Genomic DNA, 22,068 nt, shown 5'->3' on the forward strand with positions numbered 1-22,068 from the left:
CGTCACAAAACGATGCGGTTACTGCGCCGCAAGGCTTGCGAGATATGCATAGACGTTTTTCGCGTCATCTTCGTTACGAGCACGGAACGCCATAGCACTGCGTGCGCGGTTGTCACCGGTTGCTTCTTTCAAAAAGGCGGTTGGGTCTTGCACATAGCTCACAAACGCCTCTTCCGTCCAAACAACCCCTGCTTCACCTGCCGCGGTGATAGATGGAGAATAACGGAAATCTTCGATCGATGCCACAGGACGACCTGCAACGCCGTAAAGATTTGGGCCTGTGCGGCCATTGCGGCCTGCCAGAGTTTCACCTGCATCGTTTACCACCATGTGGCAGGCGACACATTGATTGAAGACACGCTCACCTGCAGCCGCATCACCCGATGCGCCATGGCCATCCGCGAAGGCGGACGTTGCAGCGCATAGTCCTGCGACTGCTGCGATGATTGCAGATTTTTTCATGGTTCTCTCTCCCTCGGTTAAAGGTAACCGCTCAGCAACCTAGCCCTTTTTCAAGCCGCTCCAAGGGCAATTTGCAGAAAACTTGTCACATCTACGCGACTGCATGCGAAACAGCGCATTGTTTCCAGAGTGTTTTCAGGGCCAAAACAAGATATTCGATGTCCTCATCCGTGTGCAAAGGGCCAGGGGTAAAGCGCAGGCGCTCGGTGCCTTTGGGAACTGTGGGGTAATTGATCGGCTGCACATAAATGCCGAATTGTTCCATCAAAATATCCGACAGCATTTTGCATTTCACGGGATCTTTCACCATCACAGGAATGATGTGGCTGGCATTGTTGACATGCGGAATGCCTTCGGCATCAAGGCGGGCGCGCAAACGGGCAACTTGGCGTTGCTGCATCTCGCGCTCATAGCTTGAGTTTTTCAGATGATGAATCGAGGCGCGCGCAGCCGCCGCAACAGCAGGGGGCAGCGCCGTTGTAAAGATAAACCCGCTAGCAAAGCTGCGGATGAAATCCACCAAGGCATGGCTGCCCGTGATATAGCCACCGACCACACCATAGGCCTTGCCAAGCGTGCCTTCGACCAGGGTGATACGATCCATCAATCCTTCGCGCTCGGCCACACCGCCGCCGCGCGGGCCATACATGCCGACCGCGTGAACCTCGTCAATATAGGTCATCGCGCCATGCTTTTCCGCCACTTCAACGATCTCGCGGATCGGCGCAATGTCGCCATCCATCGAATAGACCGACTCAAACGCGACAATCTTGGTCGCATTGGCAGGCAATTCTGCCAATTGCCGATCCAAATCGGCGACATCGTTGTGCTTCCAAACCCGCTTTTCGCATCGTGCATGACGGATGCCCTCAATCATCGAGGCGTGGTTCAACGCATCCGACAAAATCACCGCATTCGGAAGACGGCTGCCCAAAGTCGACAAGGCGGCCCAATTTGAAACATAGCCCGAAGTGAACAGAAGGGCCGCTTCCTTACCGTGCAGGTCAGCCAATTCCGCCTCGAGCAATTTGTGGTGATAGGCATTGCCCGAGATATTGCGCGTGCCGCCTGCACCTGTGCCGCAGGCCTCGACTGTGTCGATCATTGCCTTGATCACATCGGGGTGTTGGCCCATGCCCAAATAGTCATTCGAGCACCAAACAGTGACTTCTTCTTGACCTTCGCCGTGATTTTGGACGCGGGGGAAATCTCCACATTTGCGCTGCAATTCTGCGAAGACGCGATAATTGCCCTCTTGTTTCAGGGTGTCCAACTGGCTCTGAAAGAGTTTGTCAAAATTCATCGCACGTCCTCATTTTGCAAAATGGCGATCTGGGGGCCGTCTTGGCCATTGCTTTGGCGAGACGGAAGCATCCACCGCCACAGCCGTTCATCAGGAAGGGGCAGAACCATGAACCAATGCTCTAACAAAGCGAGCACGGTCAGGGCTGCCAATAAAGCGAAACCAATCTCTTGCGACATGGTTTGCGCGCTCCAAATCCGCTCCATCCAACAGGCAGCGGCAAAGCTGAGGCCCGTGATCGAGAGCGGAAACAGCCAATTCATCCGCGCGGTGCGAAAGTGACTTGGCAAATGGTTCAAGGGTTCGGGAATGAATTCCACATTGATTTTTCGCACCCCAAGATAAAGGTTCAGCTTGGCGCTGATCCGCGCGAAAAACAGAATTGCGAATGTCCACATCCCAAAGGGGTTCACGGCGTCCAGACTAAACAGGATCATCGTCACCATCATGAACACCAACAGAAGCTCATGATAGGCAATGGTGCCCCATGCGCGGATAAAGCGTTCCCATTCAGGAACCCCATCCCTCAGGCGGTTGCGATTGGGGCCCGTGATGACACCCGTCAAAAAGGCAAGCTCGATCCACCCCCAAAGCGCGATAGCAGATAAAAACGCTACATAAACCCCGGCTAGGCTCTCGTCATAGCGGGATTCCAAGAACCCAACCACCCCCAAGATCAAAAAGGGCAGGTTCATCAAAACGGCCCAAATTCGGGCCTGACGGCCTGCCTGATCTGCGCGCCGCACAACCAAAAGGATTGCCCCTGTGGAAAACCACCACAGGAACAAGGCGACCAAGGCCGCCACCCAAGGGTTATGCAGCGCAGCCGCGATCAATAGACAGGCTCCATCCGCGTGCTGACAGGCACGGCATGAGATTTCGCAGGGATCGTGAACAGGTTCACAAAGGCCAGACCCGCACGAATGCTAGCGCCAATTCGCTTGAAGAATTTGCCATGCGCCTTGGCATCGGCCAAATCCGCATTAGCGGCTTGCAAGGCCGTTAGACCTTTCTGCCAACGGGGATGATCAATGTCCAAAGTGATTGGGAAAATCTGCTTTGAGATGTCACTAGTCTTGCGGAACACTTCGTGGCCATACCAATCGGTATCTACACCCAAAGCCTCGTGAAAGGCGGGGCGTTGGTGGTCGCGCACATACATCGTTGCGAAAACGGCGGTGAGGAAGAATTTGATCCACAAGACATTCACGCCGCGCGTCAGCTTGGGATCAGTTTTCATCAACAGCGCGAATGCCTCGCCATGGCTAAACTCATCATTGCACCATTCCTTGAACCATTTGAAAATCGGATGGAACCGATGTTCAGGATGCGCCTCAAGATGGCGGAAGATGGTGATATAGCGCGCATAGCCGATCTTTTCGGACAGATATGTGGCGTAATAAATGAATTTCGGCTGGAAATAGGTGTATTTCTTGGCTTGGGTCAAAAAGCCCAAATTCACCGCAATCCCAGCTTCCCGCAGCGCGTCATTGATAAAACCTGCATGGCGGGCTTCATCACGGGCCATCAGCTGGAACAATGTGGTGATATCCTCATTGCTGCCGCGCCGTTTCATTTCTTTGTAGAGAACACAGCCCGAGAATTCGGCCGTGCAGGAGGAAACAAGGAAATCAATGAATTCCTTTTTCAGCTTTGGCTCCATCCCATCCCAATCGATGTGATCCCAATCTTCGTTTTTCTTGAAATGGCCCTTATTGGGGTCGGATTTCATTTGATCAATCAGCTGATCCCAATCGCTGCGGACTGATGAAACATCAATCGCATCCAATTCGTCAAAATTGGTCGTGTAAAACCGCGGGGTCAAAAGCGTGTTTTGCATCGCAAGCGCGGTTGCGCTTTCACTGTCAACCACCGCTTGTTCGTAATTGCGTGCCGCCAAAGCGTCTTCAACGGTGGTCGCATCTGCGGAATGTTTTACTTGGACATTCATAGCGAAACCTCCTCTGAGAAACTAAATTCGCACAGTTCCATGAACTCGAAATCACCTGTCATTTTTGTCCAAAGCTGTTCGATTTTGCTGGCGCGGGTGATCGTGGCGGTGCGGGTTTCACACACCACCTCGCCATAAGGCGCCATTACCGGCGCGCCATGCACCAATACCTCGTCACCTGGATTAATGGTTGCGCCGTTCAAGAATTTCACATGCGCGTGCAGGCTTTCGAATTTGTGGCTCACCTCAACCTCGCAAGGGGCCGTTTCGGTCGTTCTGGTCATCCATCCCATGGGTCATTCCTCCATGATGCGGGCAAAAACCCGCTCGTTATCCGCGCCAAAGCCATAAAGCTCGGCGCGGAAATCCGTCAGATCATCGCGTAGGGCGAGGCGGCCATCGGCCATCCGAACCAAACGGATTGGATCGCTGCCAGATGCGCCAACAGCGCCGCGGCGGCGTTCAAGCACGCGATAAATCCCCGCGACAAAGCCACCTTCCTCTTTGCTCAAGGTGACAATCACATTGCCTTCGGTATCCATCACGCGTGCTGATCCATCCATAGAGCCGAAAATCTGGATCAACCGCTCCTCCACAACGGGCAGTTCATCCGCGGATGGGGGCATTGCCGCGAGCGGGCGATCCGTCAGCTTGGCATAGGTCACGATGACAAGAACGCTCATGCACAGCACAAACATTGCGCGCACCAGAACCTTGGGCACCATTTCGCGGTCACGTTCGACCAGTTTATCTTCAGGGCTCATTGCCATAATCAGATCCCCCTTATTCTGCCGCAACCGCGCCACTTGGCGCAGGATCACGTTTGACAACGGGTTGGCTGACCACGGTTTCTGCCGCCTCAGACAGGATCGCAGCCACGTTTTGCGCATCAGGAATGCAACGCAACGCAGGTTGGGTGTTTTTCATCACCCATGGCCGCACATGGGGCCATGTATTCAAATAGGATAACCGCACATTGGATGGCATCAATTCCAAGGCAATCGTGCCAGTCCCATCCTTGCGCAATCCCAAATTCGCATTGGCCACCTGACGGTAGGGCAGGTTCAACGTCATCGTCAAAGCCGCACCAATCCGCATGGCAACACGGCGGTTTGTGATGGTGTAAACCGTTGCTTTGGCTTGGACATAGGCCACACCTAAAAGCAGAACCGCCACAATCGCGCCAAGCACCAAGAAGAAGGATGCAGCAATCGCACTGTCGGCCCATGAGGTGACGGCCGCCCCAGATGTGGTGCGCCAAGCGAAGAGGAATAGGAAATATCCAACGACCCACCAGAAACTCAGCGCATCTTTCGCCAGAGCAAACCAATGGGGTGCGCCCTGCCAAAGAATTTCTTCTCCAGCAGGGGGCTTTTCGGGCAAACCACGAACAGGCTCGGTCTGAAAGTCGTCATGTGGCATGGGTCGTCCTCCTTTAGAGGTGGTAAGAAATTACAAAAGCGGGTCTGTCCGCTCTTGGGAAGCGTAGAGCGTGCCGCCACCGAAGAAGCCTGAGATTTTATCTTCCTCAAGCAAGGTCACTTGATTGGGTGACTTGGTGACAGGGACTTTAGTGAAATGCTCTGCAAAGATCGAATTGACGACAACGCGGTCAGATTTGATCTTGGCCATCTGGATTGGAACCAAGCGGGCGGTTCCGTCAGCAACTTCAACCTCAAGATACCGCACCAATTGCTCGGGCGCATCGACCCACATATCAGTCACAGTGCCTGCTGAAGCGCCATCCCCCGCGATAACTGTAAGGCCACGCGGATCACGACCCGCTGAAACGCGGTAATCGTCCATCTGCCCCATAGGGACAATTTTCGGATGACCGTGGCCGTCCAATTCGGGCAGGTCACGGCGCTTTGCCCAACTTGCAGGGCCAACACCATCAACCATTGGATCGCCAGTGGGCTCAAACGGATAGCCATTCGCAGCATTGGTCTGACGCAGGGCCAGATTGTCACGCGCTTGCACATCCTTGCCTGGAACAGTGACTTCACCGCGGCCATGCATCAGTTTGAACGTCTTTTCCTTTGGCAAAGGAAAAGGCCCCTGATTAGCGGCAACGCTGCCATCATCATTTTCCAGCGGATAACCTTCCCGCATATTTTCAGTTTGCAGATAGTAAATCAGTAGAGCGAAGAAGATCCAAAACAGCCATATAGACAGGCTGGCCAGATCAAAATTGCCGAAAAATGCATTTTCCATGGATTTTATCCTCCTAGGTTCGGCGGTTACGTGGGCAGGTCGGCGAGCCCGATCTTGCCGGCCTCCCCGCGCGAGTATGTGCTTTGCGTCCGCACAAGCGGGCCCAAAGCGACAAGGGTGAAAAACAGAAGCAAAATTTCAAAATGATAGACGACCGAATAGCCCGTGGCGGGGCTATTCAACGCCTCGCCCAAGCCGCCAGAGATGGCGATCTGGTTAATCGTGTCACGCAGGCTACCCCCGATTGCGATGGACAAACCTGCGGCCGTTGCCTGAGCCGCGCCCCATGCGCCAAGCGCCAAGCCACGGCCCGCGCTGCCCTCGGCGGGCATGGTCATTGCGGCGGTGAGCATTGAAACTGAAAACAAGCCGCCGCCAAAACCAATGAGGCAGGCGCCCAAGAAGAACATAAATTCAGACGCCATCGGATTTGCAAAAATCACAGCGGAAAACGCGGCAAGCCCCGCCAATATCCCGCGCGCGCCCATCCGATAGGGGTTGATGCCATCTGACAGCCACCGCGCGGCCAACGCGAAACCAACCAAGGCCCCCGCTGACCATGTCGCGGTCAAAAGCGTTGTTTTCGATACGCTCAACCCAAGGATTTCGCCGCCATAAGGTTCGAGCAAGACATCCTGCATGTTGAAGGCCATGGTGCCAAGGAACACCACAACCAAAAGCCTGCCCGCAGGGCCACCGCGCGCAAAATCGCGCCATGCATCGCCAAAACTTGGCGCAGGCTCTTCCCGCTCGGCCCTGGTCATCAGGCGGACTCTTTCCTGCTTCCAAAGGGCAATCATATTCAGAACCAAGGTCGCAACAGCCGCGCCTTGCACGACACGGATCAGGGTCAAGCCCGAGAAATCGCGCAGCAGCCAGCCAATCACGAGGGCTGAAATCGCCATGCCCACCAGATACATGACATAGAGCAACGCCACGACCCGTGGCCGTGTGTCCTCGGTCGCGCGATCTGCAGCCAAAGCAAGCCCTGCGGTTTGGGTCATATGCATCCCCAACCCCGTCATGACAAAGGCAAGCCCCGCAAGAACCTCACCCGCAAAGGGTAACTCGTGCACAACATCACCGCCCAAAACCAACAGGCTTGCAGGCATGATCGCGAGACCACCAAACTGCCACAGCGTGCCAAACCACAAATAAGGTATCCGCTTCCACCCCAACGCGCTGCGATGGTGATCCGATTTGTGACCCAAAAAGGCACGAAACGGCGCAATCAACACAGGCAAGGCGACCATGATCGCCACCAATGTTGCAGGCAATGACAGCTCTACGATCATCACGCGGTTCAGCGTGCCCAAAAGCATGACCCCCGCCATCCCAACCGAGATCTGAAACAGGGACAAGCGTAGCAATTGTGCCAAAGGCAACGCGTCACTCGCGGCATCTGCAAAGGGCAAGAATTTTGTGGAGATGCGAGACAAGGCGCTCATTTCACATACTCCAAACAAGAGGAGATATAAAACCCGCGCGAGACCCGCGCGACCTCGGAAATCGAGCCTGTTGCCCCTGTTTGTGACGTATGATGACGCAAATATTTTGCCGTGTGCGGGATCATCATAGGCGAGCGATCTGAGCGCGGGAACAATTTTCCCAAACCCCAAAAGGCCATTAGGAACGCTGTGCGCGGCGCAACAGTGAACACCACCTTACCAGAAACGCGCGGACAGAGCTGCGCCAAGGCGCGGCCCAAATCTGGCGCCTCGTAATAGATCATCGAGTCCATCGCGATCACATGATCAAAGCTGCCCAAATCAGGGGACAGCATATCGCCTGCGCGGAACTCGACCTGAGATTGCAAAGTTTCTGGAAGGCGCTTTTTCGCGATTTCAACCAAAGAGGGCGAGATATCAATCGCGACTACATATGCACCCCGCGCAGCCAGTTCAGCGGTCATCTGCCCCGCACCACAGCCCGCATCCAAAATGCGCAATCCCGTCAAATCCTTAGGCAATTGCCCAAGCATTATCGCGCGCATCTGATCACGCCCTTCGCGCACAGTTTGGCGCACGCGCGAGACAGGCGCATCCGAGGTCAGCCGCTCCCATGTTTTGGTGGCGGTTCTGTCGAAATATTCTTCAACACGGGCGCGGGTCGCGCCATATGTCGGCGTTGCGACCATCAATCAAACCCTAGCAATTCGAAGATACGCCGATCCTCCAAGGGTTCAGGCGCAAGTGGTTCTGTGCCAGCCCAAAGCGTTTCAGCCAAACGGATATATTCTGCACGGCATTGCACAATATCCTCGTCATCGGGCATCTCGAACAGTGTCTTTTTCTTGAGGCGGGAACGGCGAATGGCATCCACATCAGGCATATGGCCAATGCGGCGGAACCCGACCTCTGAACAGTAACGATCCACCTCATCGGTGTCGCGCGAGCGGTTCGCGACACACCCCGCAAGGCGGACGTTGTAATTCTTGGATTTGGCCTGCACAGCCGCAATGATGCGGTTCATCGCATAGATACTGTCAAAATCATTCGCTGTGACGATCAAGGCACGATCTGCGTGCTGCAAAGGGGCTGCAAAACCGCCGCAGACCACATCGCCTAGAACATCAAACAAGACGACATCCGTATCGTCTAACATGTGGTGCTGTTTCAGCAGTTTCACTGTTTGACCCACAACATAACCGCCGCAGCCCGTGCCAGCGGGGGGGCCGCCCGCCTCGACACACATCACGCCATTGTAACCCGTGGTCACGAAATCCTCGGGGCGCAGTTCTTCGGCGTGAAAATCGACATCCTTCAAGATATCAATCACAGTCGGCTGCAAATGCCCCGTCAGGGTAAATGTGCTGTCATGTTTTGGATCACAGCCGATTTGCAGAACACGCTTGCCCAATTTGCTGAACGCAGCGGATAGGTTTGAGGAGGTTGTGGATTTGCCAATCCCACCCTTGCCATAAACCGCAAAGACCTGCGCGCCTTCGATCTTCAGGCTTGCATCCTGATGCACCTGCACAGAGCCATCCCCATCCTCGCCCTTGCGCAAAATTGGGGGGGTGGCCAAGCCCCGCTTGGCCAGTCCTTCGGCCTCTCGCGCGTTCGCGCGGGCGGCTGGGGGATTTTTATGGTCAAGCATCGTGGTCTCTCCTATTCCGCTGCAACATCCAGGCCTTCGAGTCGGTCTTCCAACTCATCGGCACTGGCCTGAAGCGCGGCCAAAGTTTCATCATCGGGCTGCCAGTAATTGCGTTCAAACGCCTCAAGAAGGCGGTTTGCCATCCGCACAGAAGCCTGCGGGTTCAGCGCCGACAAACGCCGCCGCATCTCTTCATCCAACACAAATGTTTCGGACAGGCGTTGATACACCCAAGGCTCGACCTGTCCTGTGGTCGCCGACCACCCAAGTGTGTTGGTCACTTGCGCTTCAATCTGGCGCACGCCTTCGTGGCCGTGTTTCAACATCCCTTCGAACCATTTCGGGTTCAGACTGCGCGACCGCGTCTCAAGCGCCACTTGGTCTTGCAGGCTGCGCACGATGCCCGCACCGCGGGTTTGATCGCCGATGAACACGGGCGCATCGCTGCCTTTTGCGCGTTTAACAGCACGCGAAATGCCGCCCAAAGTGTCGAAGTAGTGATCAACCGTGGTGACCCCCAATTCGACCGATTCAAGGTTCTGATAGGCCAAATCAACATCGCCCAAAGCGGCCTGAAGGAGGCTTGCGTTTTTCTTGGCTTTCCCGTCACGGCCATAGGCAAAACTTTTGCGGGCCTCATAGGCATCGGCCAGTTCGTCCTCTTCACCCCATGCGCCACTATCGACCAAGGCGTTGACATTCGACCCATAGGCCCCTTCGGCATTTGAGAACACGCGCAAGGCAGCGTCTTCGATATCGCAGCCCATTTTCTGCGCATAATCGAGGGCATGGGCGCGGATGAAATTTTCTGCGCAAGGCTCATCCGCCGTTGCGGCCTTATAGGCCGCTTCTGCCAACATCCGTGTCTGAAGGGGGAGAAGGTCGCGGAAGATACCCGACAGCGTCATCACAACATCAATGCGCGGACGGCCCAATTCGGCAAGCGGGATCAAATCAGCCCCGCAGAGGCGCCCATATCCATCAAATCGGGGGGCAGCGCCCATGAGCGCCATCGCCTGCGCAATCGGCCCACCATCAGATTTAATGTTATCAGACCCCCAAAGAACAATCGCCACCGAACGGGGTAAATCACCCGCCGCATCGAGCAAACGCTGCGCTTGTTTCGCACCGTCCTGCATCGCAAACGCGGTGGGCATACGGAACGGGTCAAAGGCGTGAATATTGCGCCCCGTTGGCAAAACATCAGGGCTGCGGATGATGTCGCCACCTGCAACAGGCGCGATATAGCGCGCCGATAGGGCGCGCATCAGCGCAGGCAATTCGTGATCCTCTTGCAGCAATTGATCGACCCGAGCCAGCGTTTCAGGGTCTGTTTCGGCCATCACGCGCAAATGTTCGGCCCGCTCCGCATCCCCAATGGAGCGGCCCATGACATGCAAGCCGTCTGGGATCAGCGCCGTTTCCGTTTCAAGCAGGGTCAACCACAGATGATCGGGGTCGCTGCCATCCAAATCAACCGCTTCGGCCTGCATCGCAATCAGCGCGGCAAGGTCGGCACGCTCATGCGCATCAGGGGCAAGACTGCGATAGCGCGACAGGCTGTCTTTTAGCTCGGACAGGCCCTTATACAGACCCGAAGCCGCCAAAGGCGGGGTCAAATGCGTGACTGTAACGGCATTAGAGCGCCGCTTGGCCAAAGTTGCCTCGGACGGGTTATTTGACGCGTAAAGATAAATGTTCGGCACTTCGCCAATTAAACGATCAGGCCAATCACGCGCGCCAAGCCCCGCCTGTTTTCCAGGCATGAACTCAAGCGCGCCATGCATGCCAAAATGCAAAATCGCATCTGTCTTAAACGTGTTGCGCAACCAAAGATAAAATTGCGCAAAGGCATGGGTGGGCGCAAAACCTGTCTCAAACAACAGGCGCATTGGATCACCTTCATAGCCAAAGGTGGGCTGCACACCGACAAAGACATTGCCGAAATGGGCGCCTAAAATGAACACACCGCGGCCGTTTGACTGCACCTTACCGGGCGCGGGGCCCCACGCCGCCTCAATCGCAGCCAAGGGAGGTGTGTTGCGCAAGATCGTGTCTGCATCAACAATATCGGCTACATTGGCCTCTTGCCCATATTGCGCCGCGTTGCCCTTGAGAACCGCTGCGCGCAGATCATCGACCGAAGCGGGCAGGTCGACCCGATAGCCTTCGGATTTCAGGGTCGAAAGTGTGTTATAGAGACTTTCAAAGACACTGAGATGGGCCGCGGTGCCCACAGCGCCCGCATTGGGCGGAAAACCAAAGAGAACAACCGAAATCCGTTTGTCGCGGTTCGCCTTACGCCGCAAAACCGCCAGACGTGCGGTTTTTTCAACCAATGACGCGATACGCTCATGGCACGGGGCCATCGCCTTTTGACAGGCACTGGCTTGGCACATATGGCTGCACCCTTGGCAGCCTTCCGCACCATGGCGACCACCAAAAACAGTGGGATTTGTCGCGCCATCAATCTCGGGCAGCGCAACCAGCATCGTAGTCTCAACTGGGCCAAGCCCGCCACCTGATGCTGCCCATTGGCCCAATGTCTGAAATTCAATCGGATGCGCCGCGATATAGGGCAGATCGAGATCGCGCAGCACCTCAACCGCCGCCGCGCTGTCATTATAGGCAGGGCCACCAATGAGGCTAAAGCCCGTCAACGACACCATCGCATCCACGCGATCATTCGTGAAATACTCGGAAATTGCAGGACGGCCATCCAACCCACCCGCAAAGGCGGGAACCACGGCCAAACCTGCGGCCTGCATTTGACGGATCACGCCATCATAATGGGCGGTGTCAGACGCCAGAATGTAAGAGCGCATCATCAACAAGCCGACTGTCGCAATCGGATTTTCAGGCTGGGGCAAATCAGCAAGATCGGTGGTGATGCCATTATGCGGCAAGTCAGGGTGATAGAGCCCAAGTTCTGGGTAATCAATCGGCGCTTCAGCCTCTGCGCCATGGAGATCAGATTGGCTGGAATAGCGACCCACCAAGAAGCGGATCATTTGCTCGACATTATCATCCGAGCCACCCAACCAATATTGCATCGTCAAAAACCATGCGCGCAAATCCTGCGCCTTGCCGGGAATAAAGCGCAGAATTTTCGGCAATCGGCGCAGCATAGTCATCTGCTTATGCCCAGAATTCGCGTTTGGTTTGGATGAGCCACGCAGCTTTTTCAAAAGCTTCATCGCGCCTGAGGCGGGCTTGAGCATATCCAACTCGCCCATACGGGTCAGCGATACGACCTCTTTAGCCGAGATCACCCCAATCATCGCATCACAGGCATCACGGCGGGCCTGCAAGTCGGGCAAGATTGCGGTGATATGTTCCTCAATGAACAAAAGATTGGCGACAATGATATCGCCATGGCGCACAGCCAAACGCGCCTCTTCCAAGGCGGCGGGGTTTTCGGCCCATTCGGCACTGGCATGGACGGAGACAGACAGCCCTGGAAACTCGCCCGACAACCGTTCGCTGACGCGGGCGGCAGGGCCTGCCGCGTGGCTATCCAACGTGACAATGACCACGCGATAGCCGGGGATATGATCGCCATCACCGCGCATAATGGGCCTTCGCCTCATAAAGCGTATCTACGCTGATCTCAGACATGCCGCGCTCGGCTGCGAATTTTTCGGTATTCCGCTTGGCCTTACCCCGCACAAAGAACGGGATTTTCTTCAATTCTTTTTCCGCACAAGCGAGCCAAACCATGACATCGGAGCCCGTGTCTTGTGCGCGCTCGTGAACCTCTGGCGTAGGGGCAGTGGGGGCCACAGCCTTACCCCCGTGGTGACTGGCGCCTGCGTCATCATGGAATTCGAAATCCTCGCGGAACATGGTCAGCAAATGTTCCTCAAGACCCATCACAAGGGGGTGAATCCATGTATCGAAAATGACATTTGCGCCTTCCCATCCCATCTGGGGCGAATAGCGGGCAGGGAAATCTTGCACATGAACCGGGGCCGAGATCACGGCGCAGGGGATACCCAAACGCTTGCCGATATGGCGCTCCATCTGCGTGCCAAGGATCATCTCGGGCGCGGCTTCTTCGATGGCTTGCTCAACGGCGAGATAATCGTCACTGATCAGGGCCTCTAGACCAAACTCTTTGGCCAAAGCACGGATGGGGCGGGCAAATTCGCGGTTGTAGCAGCCAAGCCCAACCACCTCGAACCCCATCTCATCACGGGCGATGCGGGCGGCGGCGTGCACATGGGTCGCATCCCCGAATAGAAACACGCGCTTGCCGGTCAGATAGGTGCTATCGACTGACTTACTCCACCAAGGTTGGCGCAGGCGGGTTGTGTCGATTTGTGGCTCTACACCGCAGATTTGAGCCAGTTCATTCACGAAATCATGGGTCGCGCCTACGCCAATCGGCACAGTTTTTGTGTAAGGTTGATCGCAGACCCGCTCAAGATGCCGTGCCGCAGCCTCGGCATGTTCAGGATACATCAGGATATTGGCATGGGCCGCGCCCAATCGCGTGATATCCTTAGGCGTTGCACCAAATGGGGCAACAACATTCACGGCAATGCCCATTTGTGCCAGAAGATGTTTGATTTCGTCAATATCGTCTCGATGCCGAAACCCAAGCGCCAAGGGGCCAATAAGATTGACCGAAACCTCCGCACTGCGCGGCATAGGTTTGGCCAAGGCTTTTACGATTTGAAAGAACGTCTCATCGGTGCCGAAGTTTTCTTTGCGCTGATAAGACGGCAGTTCCAATGGGATCACAGGGATAGGCAGACCCATGGTTTCAGCCAAGCCACCGGGATCATCTTGAATCAATTCCGCGGTGCAAGAGGCCCCCACAATCATGGCTTGAGGCACAAACCGCTCATAGGCCGCGCGGCAGGTATCGCGGAAGATACCCGCGGTATCTGCGCCCAAGTCGCGCCCCTCAAATGTTGTATATGTGACAGGCGGGCGGTGGTCGCGCCGCTCAATCATCGTGAATAACAAATCCGCATAGGTATCACCTTGCGGCGCGTGCAGCACATAATGCAGACCGCGCATCGCGGTCGCGACACGCATGGCACCAACATGGGGTGGGCCTTCATATGTCCAGACGGTCAATTTCATCGCGCGGCCCCCTGCTCGAGGATCGCGCGGCGGCGCAAGGGGCGTGAAAAGAGCCCTGCCAAATCCCCCGCCTGTTCGTAGAAATGGACGGGGGTAAAGACCAGCTCAATCGCCCATTTTGTGCTCAGACCTTCGGCCTCAAGGGGATTTGCCAAACCCAGACCGCAAACCGTCAAATCGGGTCGCGCAGCGCGCACGCGGTCAAGTTGGACATCAACATCCTGCCCTTCTGAAATGCGCGGCCCCTCAGGGATCAACGCCAAATCAGGGCCAACCAAGCCACGATGGATATAGGGCGCGCCGATCTCAACGGCCTCCATTCCACATTCACGGGTCAAGAAACGCGCAAGTGGGATTTCCAACTGGCTGTCGGGCATGAAGAACACGGATTTCCCACGCAAAGCCGCGCCTGCATTCTCAATGGCCTTGAGCGCGCGCGCGCGGGGGGCCTCCGTAACACGGGCAAATGTGGCGTCATCTACGCTAAACTCATCGGCGATGGCGCGCAGCCATAGGGTTGTGCCTTCCTCCCCAAAGGGAAACGGCGCCGTAATCCGCCGCGCGCCGCGCCGCTCAAGTGCGGCTGTCGTGTCGCCCAAAAACGGTTGGAGGCAGGCAAAGACGGTATTTTCACCAATCTCAGGCGCACCCTCAGCACGCGAGGACGGCAGAACACGGATCGGGCCAATGCCCATCTCCGACAAAAGCGTGATCGCCTGATCTTCGACCACATCGGGCAAGGCGCCAACCAAGACCAATTCCCGCGCTTTGCTTTCCTTCAGAACAGGCACCATCGCGGCAAGGCAAGCATCCTCGCCTTGGGTAAATGTGGTTTCAATCCCGCTGCCCGAATAATTCAGCACCCGCACATGGGGGGCGTGGGCGGTCGTCAAACGCTCGGCCGCGCGGGCGAGATCCAACTTAATCACCTCAGAAGGACACGAGCCCACAAGGAAAAGCTGCTTTATATCGGGACGGCGCGACAACAGCCGTGCGACCTCGCGATCCAATTCGTCATTGGCATCTGCCATACCCGCCAAATCGGTTTCTTCGAGGATTGCTGTGCCAAAACGGGGTTCGGCAAAAATCATCACACCCGCGGCAGATTGCAAAAGATGCGCGCAGGTGCGGCTGCCGACAACGAGGAAAAACGCATCCTGCATTTTACGGTGAAGCCAGATGATGCCCGTGAGGCCGCAGAATACCTCGCGCTGTCCGCGCTCTTTTAGAACGGGCGCATCGGCGCAGCTTTGGGTCTTGATTGGTGCAGGGGTGTTCATCTGTCCCCCTCCAGCCGTGCTCGGCGCAGCTTATAGAGGAACTGCGCCGCGTTGATTACATAGGCCGCGTAGGCCGCGAGCGCGGTCCACATTTGCTGAACCGCAGGCACCCCTTGGATCAAAGCCGCCACATAGGCCAAATGCAATGCGATCACGAGAAAGCTGACCACATCCTCCCAAAAGAATGCGGGGGCGAAAAGATATTGGCCAAACACCACTTTTTCCCAAATCGCGCCTGTCACCATGATGGTCAAAAGCACCGCCGTTTTGGCAATGATGGAATATGTGGCGAGGTCATAGCCCGCGCCCGTGATCAAGAATCGTCCGACCAGCGCAAGCGATACAAGAAAGACAACAAACTGAATCGGCGCAAGAATCCCCTGAACCAATGTCCAGATGGTTGCGTCACGCCTTGCGCGCTCATCCACGCTGTAAAGCTTGCGTGACGGGCTTGCTGTCAGACTATCCGATGGCATTTGTCTTTGATTCCAGTCTGTCAATTAAGGAAAGGCTAGCCCTCAAAGGGGTAAAGTGTCAATTAAAACTTACAGTCTTGAACTTGACAGTCGCCAGTTTTGCAAGGGCAATGGCCCTGTGACACGAGCGCTAATTTCCCAATATTTTTTGCATCCAAGGCGCCCATCGGCGCTTTGGCGCTTGTTGACGCAAGGGAATTGTCAATTTTCTTTGACAGATGCGGTCGTTTGCGAGACACTTGCAGGCGAAACAACTGCCCTTGAGACAGGGCAGCGGTTGTGCAACACACGCGGCAGACAGATGACGGGCCGCGACTATAGCGGCCAATACAAGGAAAAAGATCGCCCCGATCTTTTAACACAGGCCAGTAAGACTGCCTTCTCTTCAGTCTTGTTGGTGGTGAGGAGCCGAATGACCCAAGACGGTGACACTACGTCCCGCAAAGGGACGGAAAAACGCAAGGCAGAAATTACTTCGCTGGCCAAGGCCGCGATTTCTGTTTTGGCGCGTCAATCAGCACCCACCCCCGAGGGCCTCGCGCGCCGCCTTGAAACCTTATCAGAGGCATTCATCTCGCCCGAAGAGGCGCATCGTCACGACGCCCTCACCAAGCTGGCACAAGAAGGTGTCAGCATCGAGGATACCATTGACTATGTCATTCCAGCGACCGCCCGTTTGATGGGGTTCCGATGGGCGAATGACAGTTTGAGCTTTGCCGAGGTTTCCATCGGCTCGGCCCGATTGCAGGAAACAGTGCGTGGATTGACCACGCAGCAACGCCGCGAAATTGTCAAAAACCGCGGCACGATTCTATTGGTTGTTCCGTATCCTGAGCATCATACGCTCGGTGTATTTGTTGTTACCGATCAGCTTAGACGGCGTGGTTACGATGTTCATATTTCCGTGTCTCAACACGCAAGGCAGGTTGCCGAGCGGGTGAAGCGTTTTAAGTATGACATGATAGGTGTCACGGCGGCTGGACGCAGAACGCTTGCATCCGTAAGGGATTTGGTGGAAATAATAAAGCAGAGCGTTCCTTGTATAACGCCCATCATCGTGGGGGGGTCTATTATTGACTCTGGCCTCGATACGGTCGGCATCACAGGGGCGGACTTCGCGACCGCTGATATCGAAGCTGCGCTTGAATTTTGTGGGCTAACAAAAACAGACGTTGGGCCCGCCGAAGCGTTGCAAGGCACTGAACGAAACGATGCGACCGAGAACAGGTAACGGAAACGGACGGAACGTCGTATGAACACGCGCGGAACAGATTTTTGGGATCAGCCCGCAGGCTCGCCTATCGCGCCTGAGCATTTTAACGATATTGTCGCGACTGCGGCGGATTTAGCGATTGTGCTAGACACATCTGGTCTTGTGCGTTCGGTTATCACCAATCCCCTGAACCCCAGTTTGGGCCGTCTCGACCATTGGAAAGACCGCGATATTCGCGAATTCATGGCCGAAGATTCGCTATCCAAACTAGAGGCACAGCTCGAGGCCTATCGGGGCGGCAAGAAAAACAAAGTCGAAGCGATTGAGGTCAATCACTACGACAATGCCAGTTGGGAATTCCCAATTCGCTACACGCTCCACAAAACGGGGCGGGATGATGTTATTCTCATGCTTGGCCGCGATCTGCGTCCAATTGCGGAATTGCAGCACCGCTTGGTCAAAGCACAGCTTGCCCTTGAAAAAGATTACGAAACCCACCGCGATTACGAAACACGCTACCGCGTGATCATGGAAGCCGCGCGCGATGCGCTTATTTTGGTGGATGTGAATTCTGGTCGGATCACCGATCTTAACACCGCCGCCGCGCAGGCGCTGGGTGGCACAGCTGATAGTCTAACTGGCGCCACCTTTGCCACTGAATTTGAAGGCAAACGGCGGGTTGAATTCATCGAAACCTTGGTGGCGCGCGCAGGTGACAGCATCGGTGGGCCGATGATTGTCACGACCAAGCGACAGAATAAATCTGTATCGCTTTATCCATCGCTGTTCCGTGCTGCGGGCGACAATACATTGCTCTGTCGGATTGAAGTTGATGGCACCTCTGAGGTGATCGCTGCCGAGCTGTCTGAGGCGATGGCAATCCTCTATCAACATGGTGCAGATGCGATTGTCTTTACAGATAACCACGGCACCATAAAATCTGCGAATGACGCGTTCCTTGGCCTCTGCGATACAGCGCGGCTGAGCGATATTCGCGGAAAATCCCTCAGTGAGTTTTTGATCCGCGGCAGCGTTGACATGAAAGTGTTGATCGACAACGCCTCGCGCGCGGGGAAAATGCGAGTTTATTCCACGCGGCTTGAGGGCAGCTATGGCTCAGAGCTTTCGGTCGAGATTTCTGCAACCCACATGATGGGTCAATCCATGGGCGGTTTTGCCTTTGTGATCCGTGACACATCTCGAATGGAAGTTGTGCGCGAGCCAAGATCACCGCTTCCTGCAGGCGCGCCTGTAGGTGATGATGCGATGCGCAATGTGATGGACTTGGTGGGCTCCGCACCCCTCAAAGAAATTGTCGCAGCAACCACCGATGTGGTTGAGAAGATGTGCATCGAAACCGCCGTAGAATTGACGGATAACAACCGCGTTGCAGCCGCCGAGATGTTAGGCCTGTCGCGTCAGTCACTCTATGTGAAACTGCGCAAATACGGGCTTTTGAACAAGAACGGCCAGTAAATCCGCCTTAAAACTTGGGCATAGCGCGCCTTTTGGCGCGTGCGTCAAGTATAGTTTACACTTGCCGAGTCGCTTACTGTCAGTGTAACTTGACAGTATGAGCGTAACGACCGACACGCATACCCGCCAGACCCCGCGTGCCTTTCCTGAACCACGCGCCGTCTTGACGCTCCTTAAACCCATTACATGGTTTCCCCCAATGTGGGCTTATCTTTGCGGGGCAATTTCCGCAGGAGCGGCAACTTCGGGCCATTGGTTGGGCTTGGCTTTGGGTATTATCTTGGCAGGGCCGATTGTCTGCGGGATGAGCCAAGCAGCCAATGATTGGTGCGACCGACATGTGGACGCGATCAACGAACCCTATCGCCCCATCCCTTCGGGGCGCATCCCTGGAAAATGGGGATTGTGGATTGCAATTCTCATGTCAGGCGCCGCCGCTATCATCGGGCTTGCGCTTGGCCCTTGGGGATTTGGCGCAACGCTTGTGGCGATCGCCGCTGCTTGGGCCTACTCCGCCGAGCCTGTGCGCCTGAAAAGATCTGGCATTTTGGGGCCTGGATTGGTTGGTCTGTCCTATGAAAGCTTGCCTTGGTTCACGGGCGCTGCGGTTTTATCGGCAGGTGCGCCGTCTTGGCCCATCGTGATAACGGCGCTTCTATACGGGATTGGCGCGCATGGGATCATGACGCTCAACGATTTTAAGGCCTTGGAAGGCGACCGCCAAATGGGCGTGAATTCGCTGCCCGTAACCCTTGGCCCACGCCGCGCCGCATTGGTGGCGGCATGGGTGATGGCCATTCCCCAATTCATCGTCATTCTTTTGATGTTCCACTGGGACAGGCCTTGGTTCGGCTTTTTCATAACGGCCTCGCTGTTGGCGCAAATCGCCGCGATGCAGGTTTTAATGCAAAACCCAAAAGAACGCGCGCCTTGGTATAATGCCACAGGCGTCTCGCTTTATGTCTCGGGCATGATGATTACGGCCTTTGGCCTGCGCGGCTTGGGGGGATAGCGGCATGAGCCTGACATGGGTGCAGATTATTCGACTTGGGTTTATTCAGCTGTGTCTTGGCGCAATTGTGGTTTTAACAACCTCGACCCTAAACCGCCTAATGGTTGTGGAATTGGCCCTGCCTGCGATCCTGCCCGGCCTCTTGGTTGGGTTGCATTACGCCATTCAAATCACTCGACCCCAATGGGGTTATCGCTCCGATACAGGCCGGTCACGTAGCCGTTGGATCATCGGGGGCATGGCTATTTTGGCGAGCGGCGCAGTTTTGGCGGCTTATGCGCTGTCGCTTTTTGCAAGCCATTACATGCTCGGCCTATCCGTCTCCATCTTGGCCTATGTGATGATCGGTGTTGGGGTTGGGGCATCTGGCACATCACTTTTGGCGCTTTTGGCAACCGCAACCGACCCTGCGCGCCGTCCTGCTGCGGCCACCATCACATGGCTTTTGATGATATTCGGCATTGCCGTAACCGCTGGGGTCGCTGGTCAATTCCTCGACCCCTATAGCCATACGCGACTGATGGCTGTGGTCAGCGTGGTATCATTTGGCGCGGTGAGTCTGACGATTTTGTCGATCTGGGGTATTGAAGCGAGGGTCACCGCCCGCGCCGAAGAACAATCCGCGCCCTTTTTGGAGGGCGTGCGCGAAATTTGGGCCGAGCGCAAAGCGCGCCATTTCACGATCTTCGTGTTCCTCAGCATGTCTGCCTATTTCATGCAGGAATTGATCCTAGAACCCTATTCGGGCCTCGTGTTTCACTTCACCCCAGGTCAATCAACCTCCCTCTCTGGCGCACAAAATGGCGGCGTGTTTTTGGGTATGGTCTTAGTGGGCGTTGCGGGAACCGCGCTGCGCCTTGGCAGCCTCCGCCAATGGGTGGTGGGGGGGTGTTTAGGGTCTGCTGCCGCGCTCCTCGTGATTGCATGGCTTGGTCAAATCGGGCCAAGCGCACCGCTTTTGCCCACTGTGGTGGCCATGGGGTTTTTCAACGGCGTTTTCGCTGTTGCGGCCATCGGATCTATGATGGCGCTTGCAGGCGAAGGCCGCACCGCCCGCGAAGGCACAAGAATGGGCCTTTGGGGGGCAGCCCAAGCAATTGCCGCAGGGTTTGGTGGTCTGATCGGCGCCGCCCTTGTTGATCTGGCGCGCCCTGTGATGGGCGATGCCGATGGGTTTGCCGCCGTGTTTTTATTCGAGGCCGCGCTTTATATCGCATCCGCCCTTATGGCGGCACGCGTGATTACAGGGCCCGCGCAACCAAGACTTTCCACGCCCCTTTCAGTGCCAGGAGAATAAAATGGATTATGATGTTGTAGTAGTAGGGGGTGGCCCATCAGGGGCGACCGCCGCACATGATCTGGCGCTGTCCGGCCATCGTGTTGCTTTGTTGGATCGCGCAGGACGGATCAAGCCCTGCGGCGGCGCAATCCCACCCCGCTTAATCGCTGATTTCGACATTCCAGACGCGCAGATCGTTGCGAAGATCACAACGGCGCGGATGATCTCACCAACAGGGCGCAAAGTGGATATCCCGATTGAAAACGGCTTTGTTGGCATGGTGGATCGGGAAAATTTCGATGAATTTCTGCGTGTCCGCGCCGCCGACGCAGGGGCCGAGCGTTTCACAGGTACCTACACAAAGATCGAACGCGATGCACAAGGCACACATGTCATCTATCGCGACAAAGAAACAGGCGACACCCGCCGTTTGACCTGTGCGGTGGTCATTGGGGCGGATGGCGCGCGCTCGAACGTAGCGCGGGACGAGGTCAAGGGCGGTGATCGCATTCCTTACGTCATTGCCTATCACGAAATTGTCCAGGCCCCCGAAGGCGGCACCGATGCTTATGACCCGGATCGTTGTGATGTGGTCTATGACGGACGGATCAGCCCTGACTTCTATGGTTGGGTTTTCCCACATGGGAAATCCGCATCCATTGGTATGGGGTCGATGGATAAAGAGGTTGATTTGAAAAAAGCCACCGCTGATTTGCGCGCGTTTTCACATCTGGCCAATTGTAAAACCATTCGCCGCGAGGGGGCGCCTATTCCCCTCAAACCGCTCGACCGTTGGGACAATGGGCGCGATGTCGTGCTTGCGGGCGATGCAGCAGGGGTGGTTGCCCCCTCTTCGGGCGAGGGAATTTATTATGCCATGGTGGGTGGCCGTGTGGCGGCCACAGCCGCCACAGCAAAGCTGCAATCAGGCCGTATCAAAGACCTAGATCTGGCGCGGCGGTTGTTCATGCGCGAACATAAGGGCGTGTTCAAAGTTTTGGGTGCGATGCAAAACGCCTATTACCGATCCGATGAGCGGCGTGAGCGGTTTGTCAGCCTGTGTCACGATATTGATGTGCAGCGCCTGACCTTCGAGGCCTATATGAACAAGAAGCTGGTCAAAGCGCGGCCTTTGGCGCATATCAAGATCGGTGTTAAAAATCTGGCCCATTTGACGGGTTTAATTTCTGCGACACGTGTGTAGCGATG

Annotated in this window: 20 protein-coding genes; 5 read left to right on the forward strand and 15 right to left on the reverse strand. The window is 55.8% G+C overall.

Features of this window, described 5'->3' with window-relative positions:
• Positions 1 to 18: 18 nt before the first annotated feature.
• From AAC636_RS00895 to bchF, 15 genes are all read right to left on the reverse strand, one after another.
• On the reverse strand, positions 19 to 462 hold the full coding sequence (locus AAC636_RS00895; RefSeq protein WP_340300045.1) for a c-type cytochrome: 444 nt from the start codon (positions 460 to 462) through the stop codon (positions 19 to 21).
• Between the two features lie 91 nt (positions 463 to 553).
• Complete coding sequence (gene hemA / locus AAC636_RS00900) at positions 554 to 1,765, reverse strand: 5-aminolevulinate synthase (RefSeq protein WP_340300046.1); 1,212 nt, start codon at positions 1,763 to 1,765, stop codon at positions 554 to 556.
• Positions 1,762 to 2,601 (reverse strand): putative photosynthetic complex assembly protein PuhE, encoded by an 840-nt coding sequence (gene puhE, locus AAC636_RS00905; RefSeq protein ID WP_340300047.1) that lies wholly within the window; start codon positions 2,599 to 2,601, stop codon positions 1,762 to 1,764. Before puhE ends, hemA begins: the two co-directional genes overlap by 4 nt.
• A complete protein-coding gene (gene acsF, locus AAC636_RS00910) occupies positions 2,598 to 3,716 on the reverse strand; it encodes a magnesium-protoporphyrin IX monomethyl ester (oxidative) cyclase (protein ID WP_340298161.1) in 1,119 nt (372 codons plus the stop codon). Before acsF ends, puhE begins: the two co-directional genes overlap by 4 nt.
• The gene (locus AAC636_RS00915) at positions 3,713 to 4,009 is read right to left on the reverse strand and encodes a hypothetical protein (protein WP_317657116.1); all 297 of its coding nucleotides are present in this window, start codon (positions 4,007 to 4,009) and stop codon (positions 3,713 to 3,715) included. The genes acsF and AAC636_RS00915 overlap by 4 nt, the downstream gene beginning before the upstream one ends.
• Before the next feature lie 3 nt (positions 4,010 to 4,012).
• A complete protein-coding gene (gene puhC, locus AAC636_RS00920) occupies positions 4,013 to 4,486 on the reverse strand; it encodes a photosynthetic complex assembly protein PuhC (RefSeq protein WP_340300048.1) in 474 nt (157 codons plus the stop codon).
• Between the two features lie 13 nt (positions 4,487 to 4,499).
• Positions 4,500 to 5,138 carry a photosynthetic complex putative assembly protein PuhB gene (puhB, locus tag AAC636_RS00925; protein ID WP_317657114.1) on the reverse strand — a complete coding sequence of 213 codons (639 nt, stop codon included), beginning with the start codon at positions 5,136 to 5,138 and terminating at the stop codon, positions 4,500 to 4,502.
• A 30-nt stretch (positions 5,139 to 5,168) separates the two neighbouring features.
• The gene (gene puhA / locus AAC636_RS00930) at positions 5,169 to 5,930 is read right to left on the reverse strand and encodes a photosynthetic reaction center subunit H (protein WP_340300049.1); all 762 of its coding nucleotides are present in this window, start codon (positions 5,928 to 5,930) and stop codon (positions 5,169 to 5,171) included.
• Between the two features lie 26 nt (positions 5,931 to 5,956).
• On the reverse strand, positions 5,957 to 7,378 hold the full coding sequence (locus AAC636_RS00935; protein WP_340300050.1) for a PucC family protein: 1,422 nt from the start codon (positions 7,376 to 7,378) through the stop codon (positions 5,957 to 5,959).
• Positions 7,375 to 8,067 carry a magnesium protoporphyrin IX methyltransferase gene (gene bchM / locus AAC636_RS00940; RefSeq protein ID WP_340300051.1) on the reverse strand — a complete coding sequence of 231 codons (693 nt, stop codon included), beginning with the start codon at positions 8,065 to 8,067 and terminating at the stop codon, positions 7,375 to 7,377. The genes AAC636_RS00935 and bchM overlap by 4 nt, the downstream gene beginning before the upstream one ends.
• Positions 8,067 to 9,029, reverse strand: coding sequence for a ferredoxin:protochlorophyllide reductase (ATP-dependent) iron-sulfur ATP-binding protein (gene bchL / locus AAC636_RS00945; protein WP_317657109.1), 963 nt, complete (start codon positions 9,027 to 9,029; stop codon positions 8,067 to 8,069). The genes bchM and bchL overlap by 1 nt, the downstream gene beginning before the upstream one ends.
• 11 nt (positions 9,030 to 9,040) lie before the next feature.
• Positions 9,041 to 12,601, reverse strand: a complete 3,561-nt coding sequence (locus tag AAC636_RS00950; RefSeq protein ID WP_340300052.1) for a magnesium chelatase subunit H — start codon at positions 12,599 to 12,601, stop codon at positions 9,041 to 9,043.
• Positions 12,591 to 14,123, reverse strand: coding sequence for a ferredoxin:protochlorophyllide reductase (ATP-dependent) subunit B (bchB, locus tag AAC636_RS00955; RefSeq protein ID WP_340300053.1), 1,533 nt, complete (start codon positions 14,121 to 14,123; stop codon positions 12,591 to 12,593). Before bchB ends, AAC636_RS00950 begins: the two co-directional genes overlap by 11 nt.
• Positions 14,120 to 15,403: a ferredoxin:protochlorophyllide reductase (ATP-dependent) subunit N gene (locus AAC636_RS00960; RefSeq protein ID WP_340300054.1), complete on the reverse strand. Its 1,284-nt coding sequence runs from the start codon at positions 15,401 to 15,403 to the stop codon at positions 14,120 to 14,122. Before AAC636_RS00960 ends, bchB begins: the two co-directional genes overlap by 4 nt.
• Positions 15,400 to 15,879, reverse strand: coding sequence for a 2-vinyl bacteriochlorophyllide hydratase (gene bchF, locus AAC636_RS00965; RefSeq protein WP_340300055.1), 480 nt, complete (start codon positions 15,877 to 15,879; stop codon positions 15,400 to 15,402). The genes AAC636_RS00960 and bchF overlap by 4 nt, the downstream gene beginning before the upstream one ends.
• A gap of 301 nt (positions 15,880 to 16,180) precedes the next feature.
• Here bchF and AAC636_RS00970 point away from each other — a divergent pair, with 301 nt between their 5' ends.
• The 5 genes from AAC636_RS00970 to AAC636_RS00990 all read left to right on the forward strand — a co-directional run bounded on the left by AAC636_RS00970 (position 16,181) and on the right by AAC636_RS00990 (position 22,063).
• On the forward strand, positions 16,181 to 17,110 hold the full coding sequence (locus tag AAC636_RS00970) for a cobalamin B12-binding domain-containing protein (protein ID WP_340300056.1): 930 nt from the start codon (positions 16,181 to 16,183) through the stop codon (positions 17,108 to 17,110).
• A gap of 21 nt (positions 17,111 to 17,131) precedes the next feature.
• Positions 17,132 to 18,568, forward strand: a complete 1,437-nt coding sequence (gene ppsR, locus AAC636_RS00975) for a transcriptional regulator PpsR (RefSeq protein WP_340300057.1) — start codon at positions 17,132 to 17,134, stop codon at positions 18,566 to 18,568.
• A 97-nt stretch (positions 18,569 to 18,665) separates the two neighbouring features.
• Complete coding sequence (gene chlG, locus AAC636_RS00980) at positions 18,666 to 19,580, forward strand: chlorophyll synthase ChlG (RefSeq protein WP_340300058.1); 915 nt, start codon at positions 18,666 to 18,668, stop codon at positions 19,578 to 19,580.
• A 4-nt stretch (positions 19,581 to 19,584) separates the two neighbouring features.
• On the forward strand, positions 19,585 to 20,877 hold the full coding sequence (locus AAC636_RS00985) for a BCD family MFS transporter (RefSeq protein WP_340300059.1): 1,293 nt from the start codon (positions 19,585 to 19,587) through the stop codon (positions 20,875 to 20,877).
• A 1-nt stretch (position 20,878) separates the two neighbouring features.
• Positions 20,879 to 22,063, forward strand: coding sequence for a geranylgeranyl diphosphate reductase (locus tag AAC636_RS00990; protein WP_340300060.1), 1,185 nt, complete (start codon positions 20,879 to 20,881; stop codon positions 22,061 to 22,063).
• Positions 22,064 to 22,068: the final 5 nt, after the last annotated feature.

Origin of the sequence: Roseobacter sp. HKCCD5988 (genome assembly GCF_037830355.1) — a bacterium.
Taxonomy (GTDB): Bacteria; Pseudomonadota; Alphaproteobacteria; order Rhodobacterales; family Rhodobacteraceae; genus M30B80.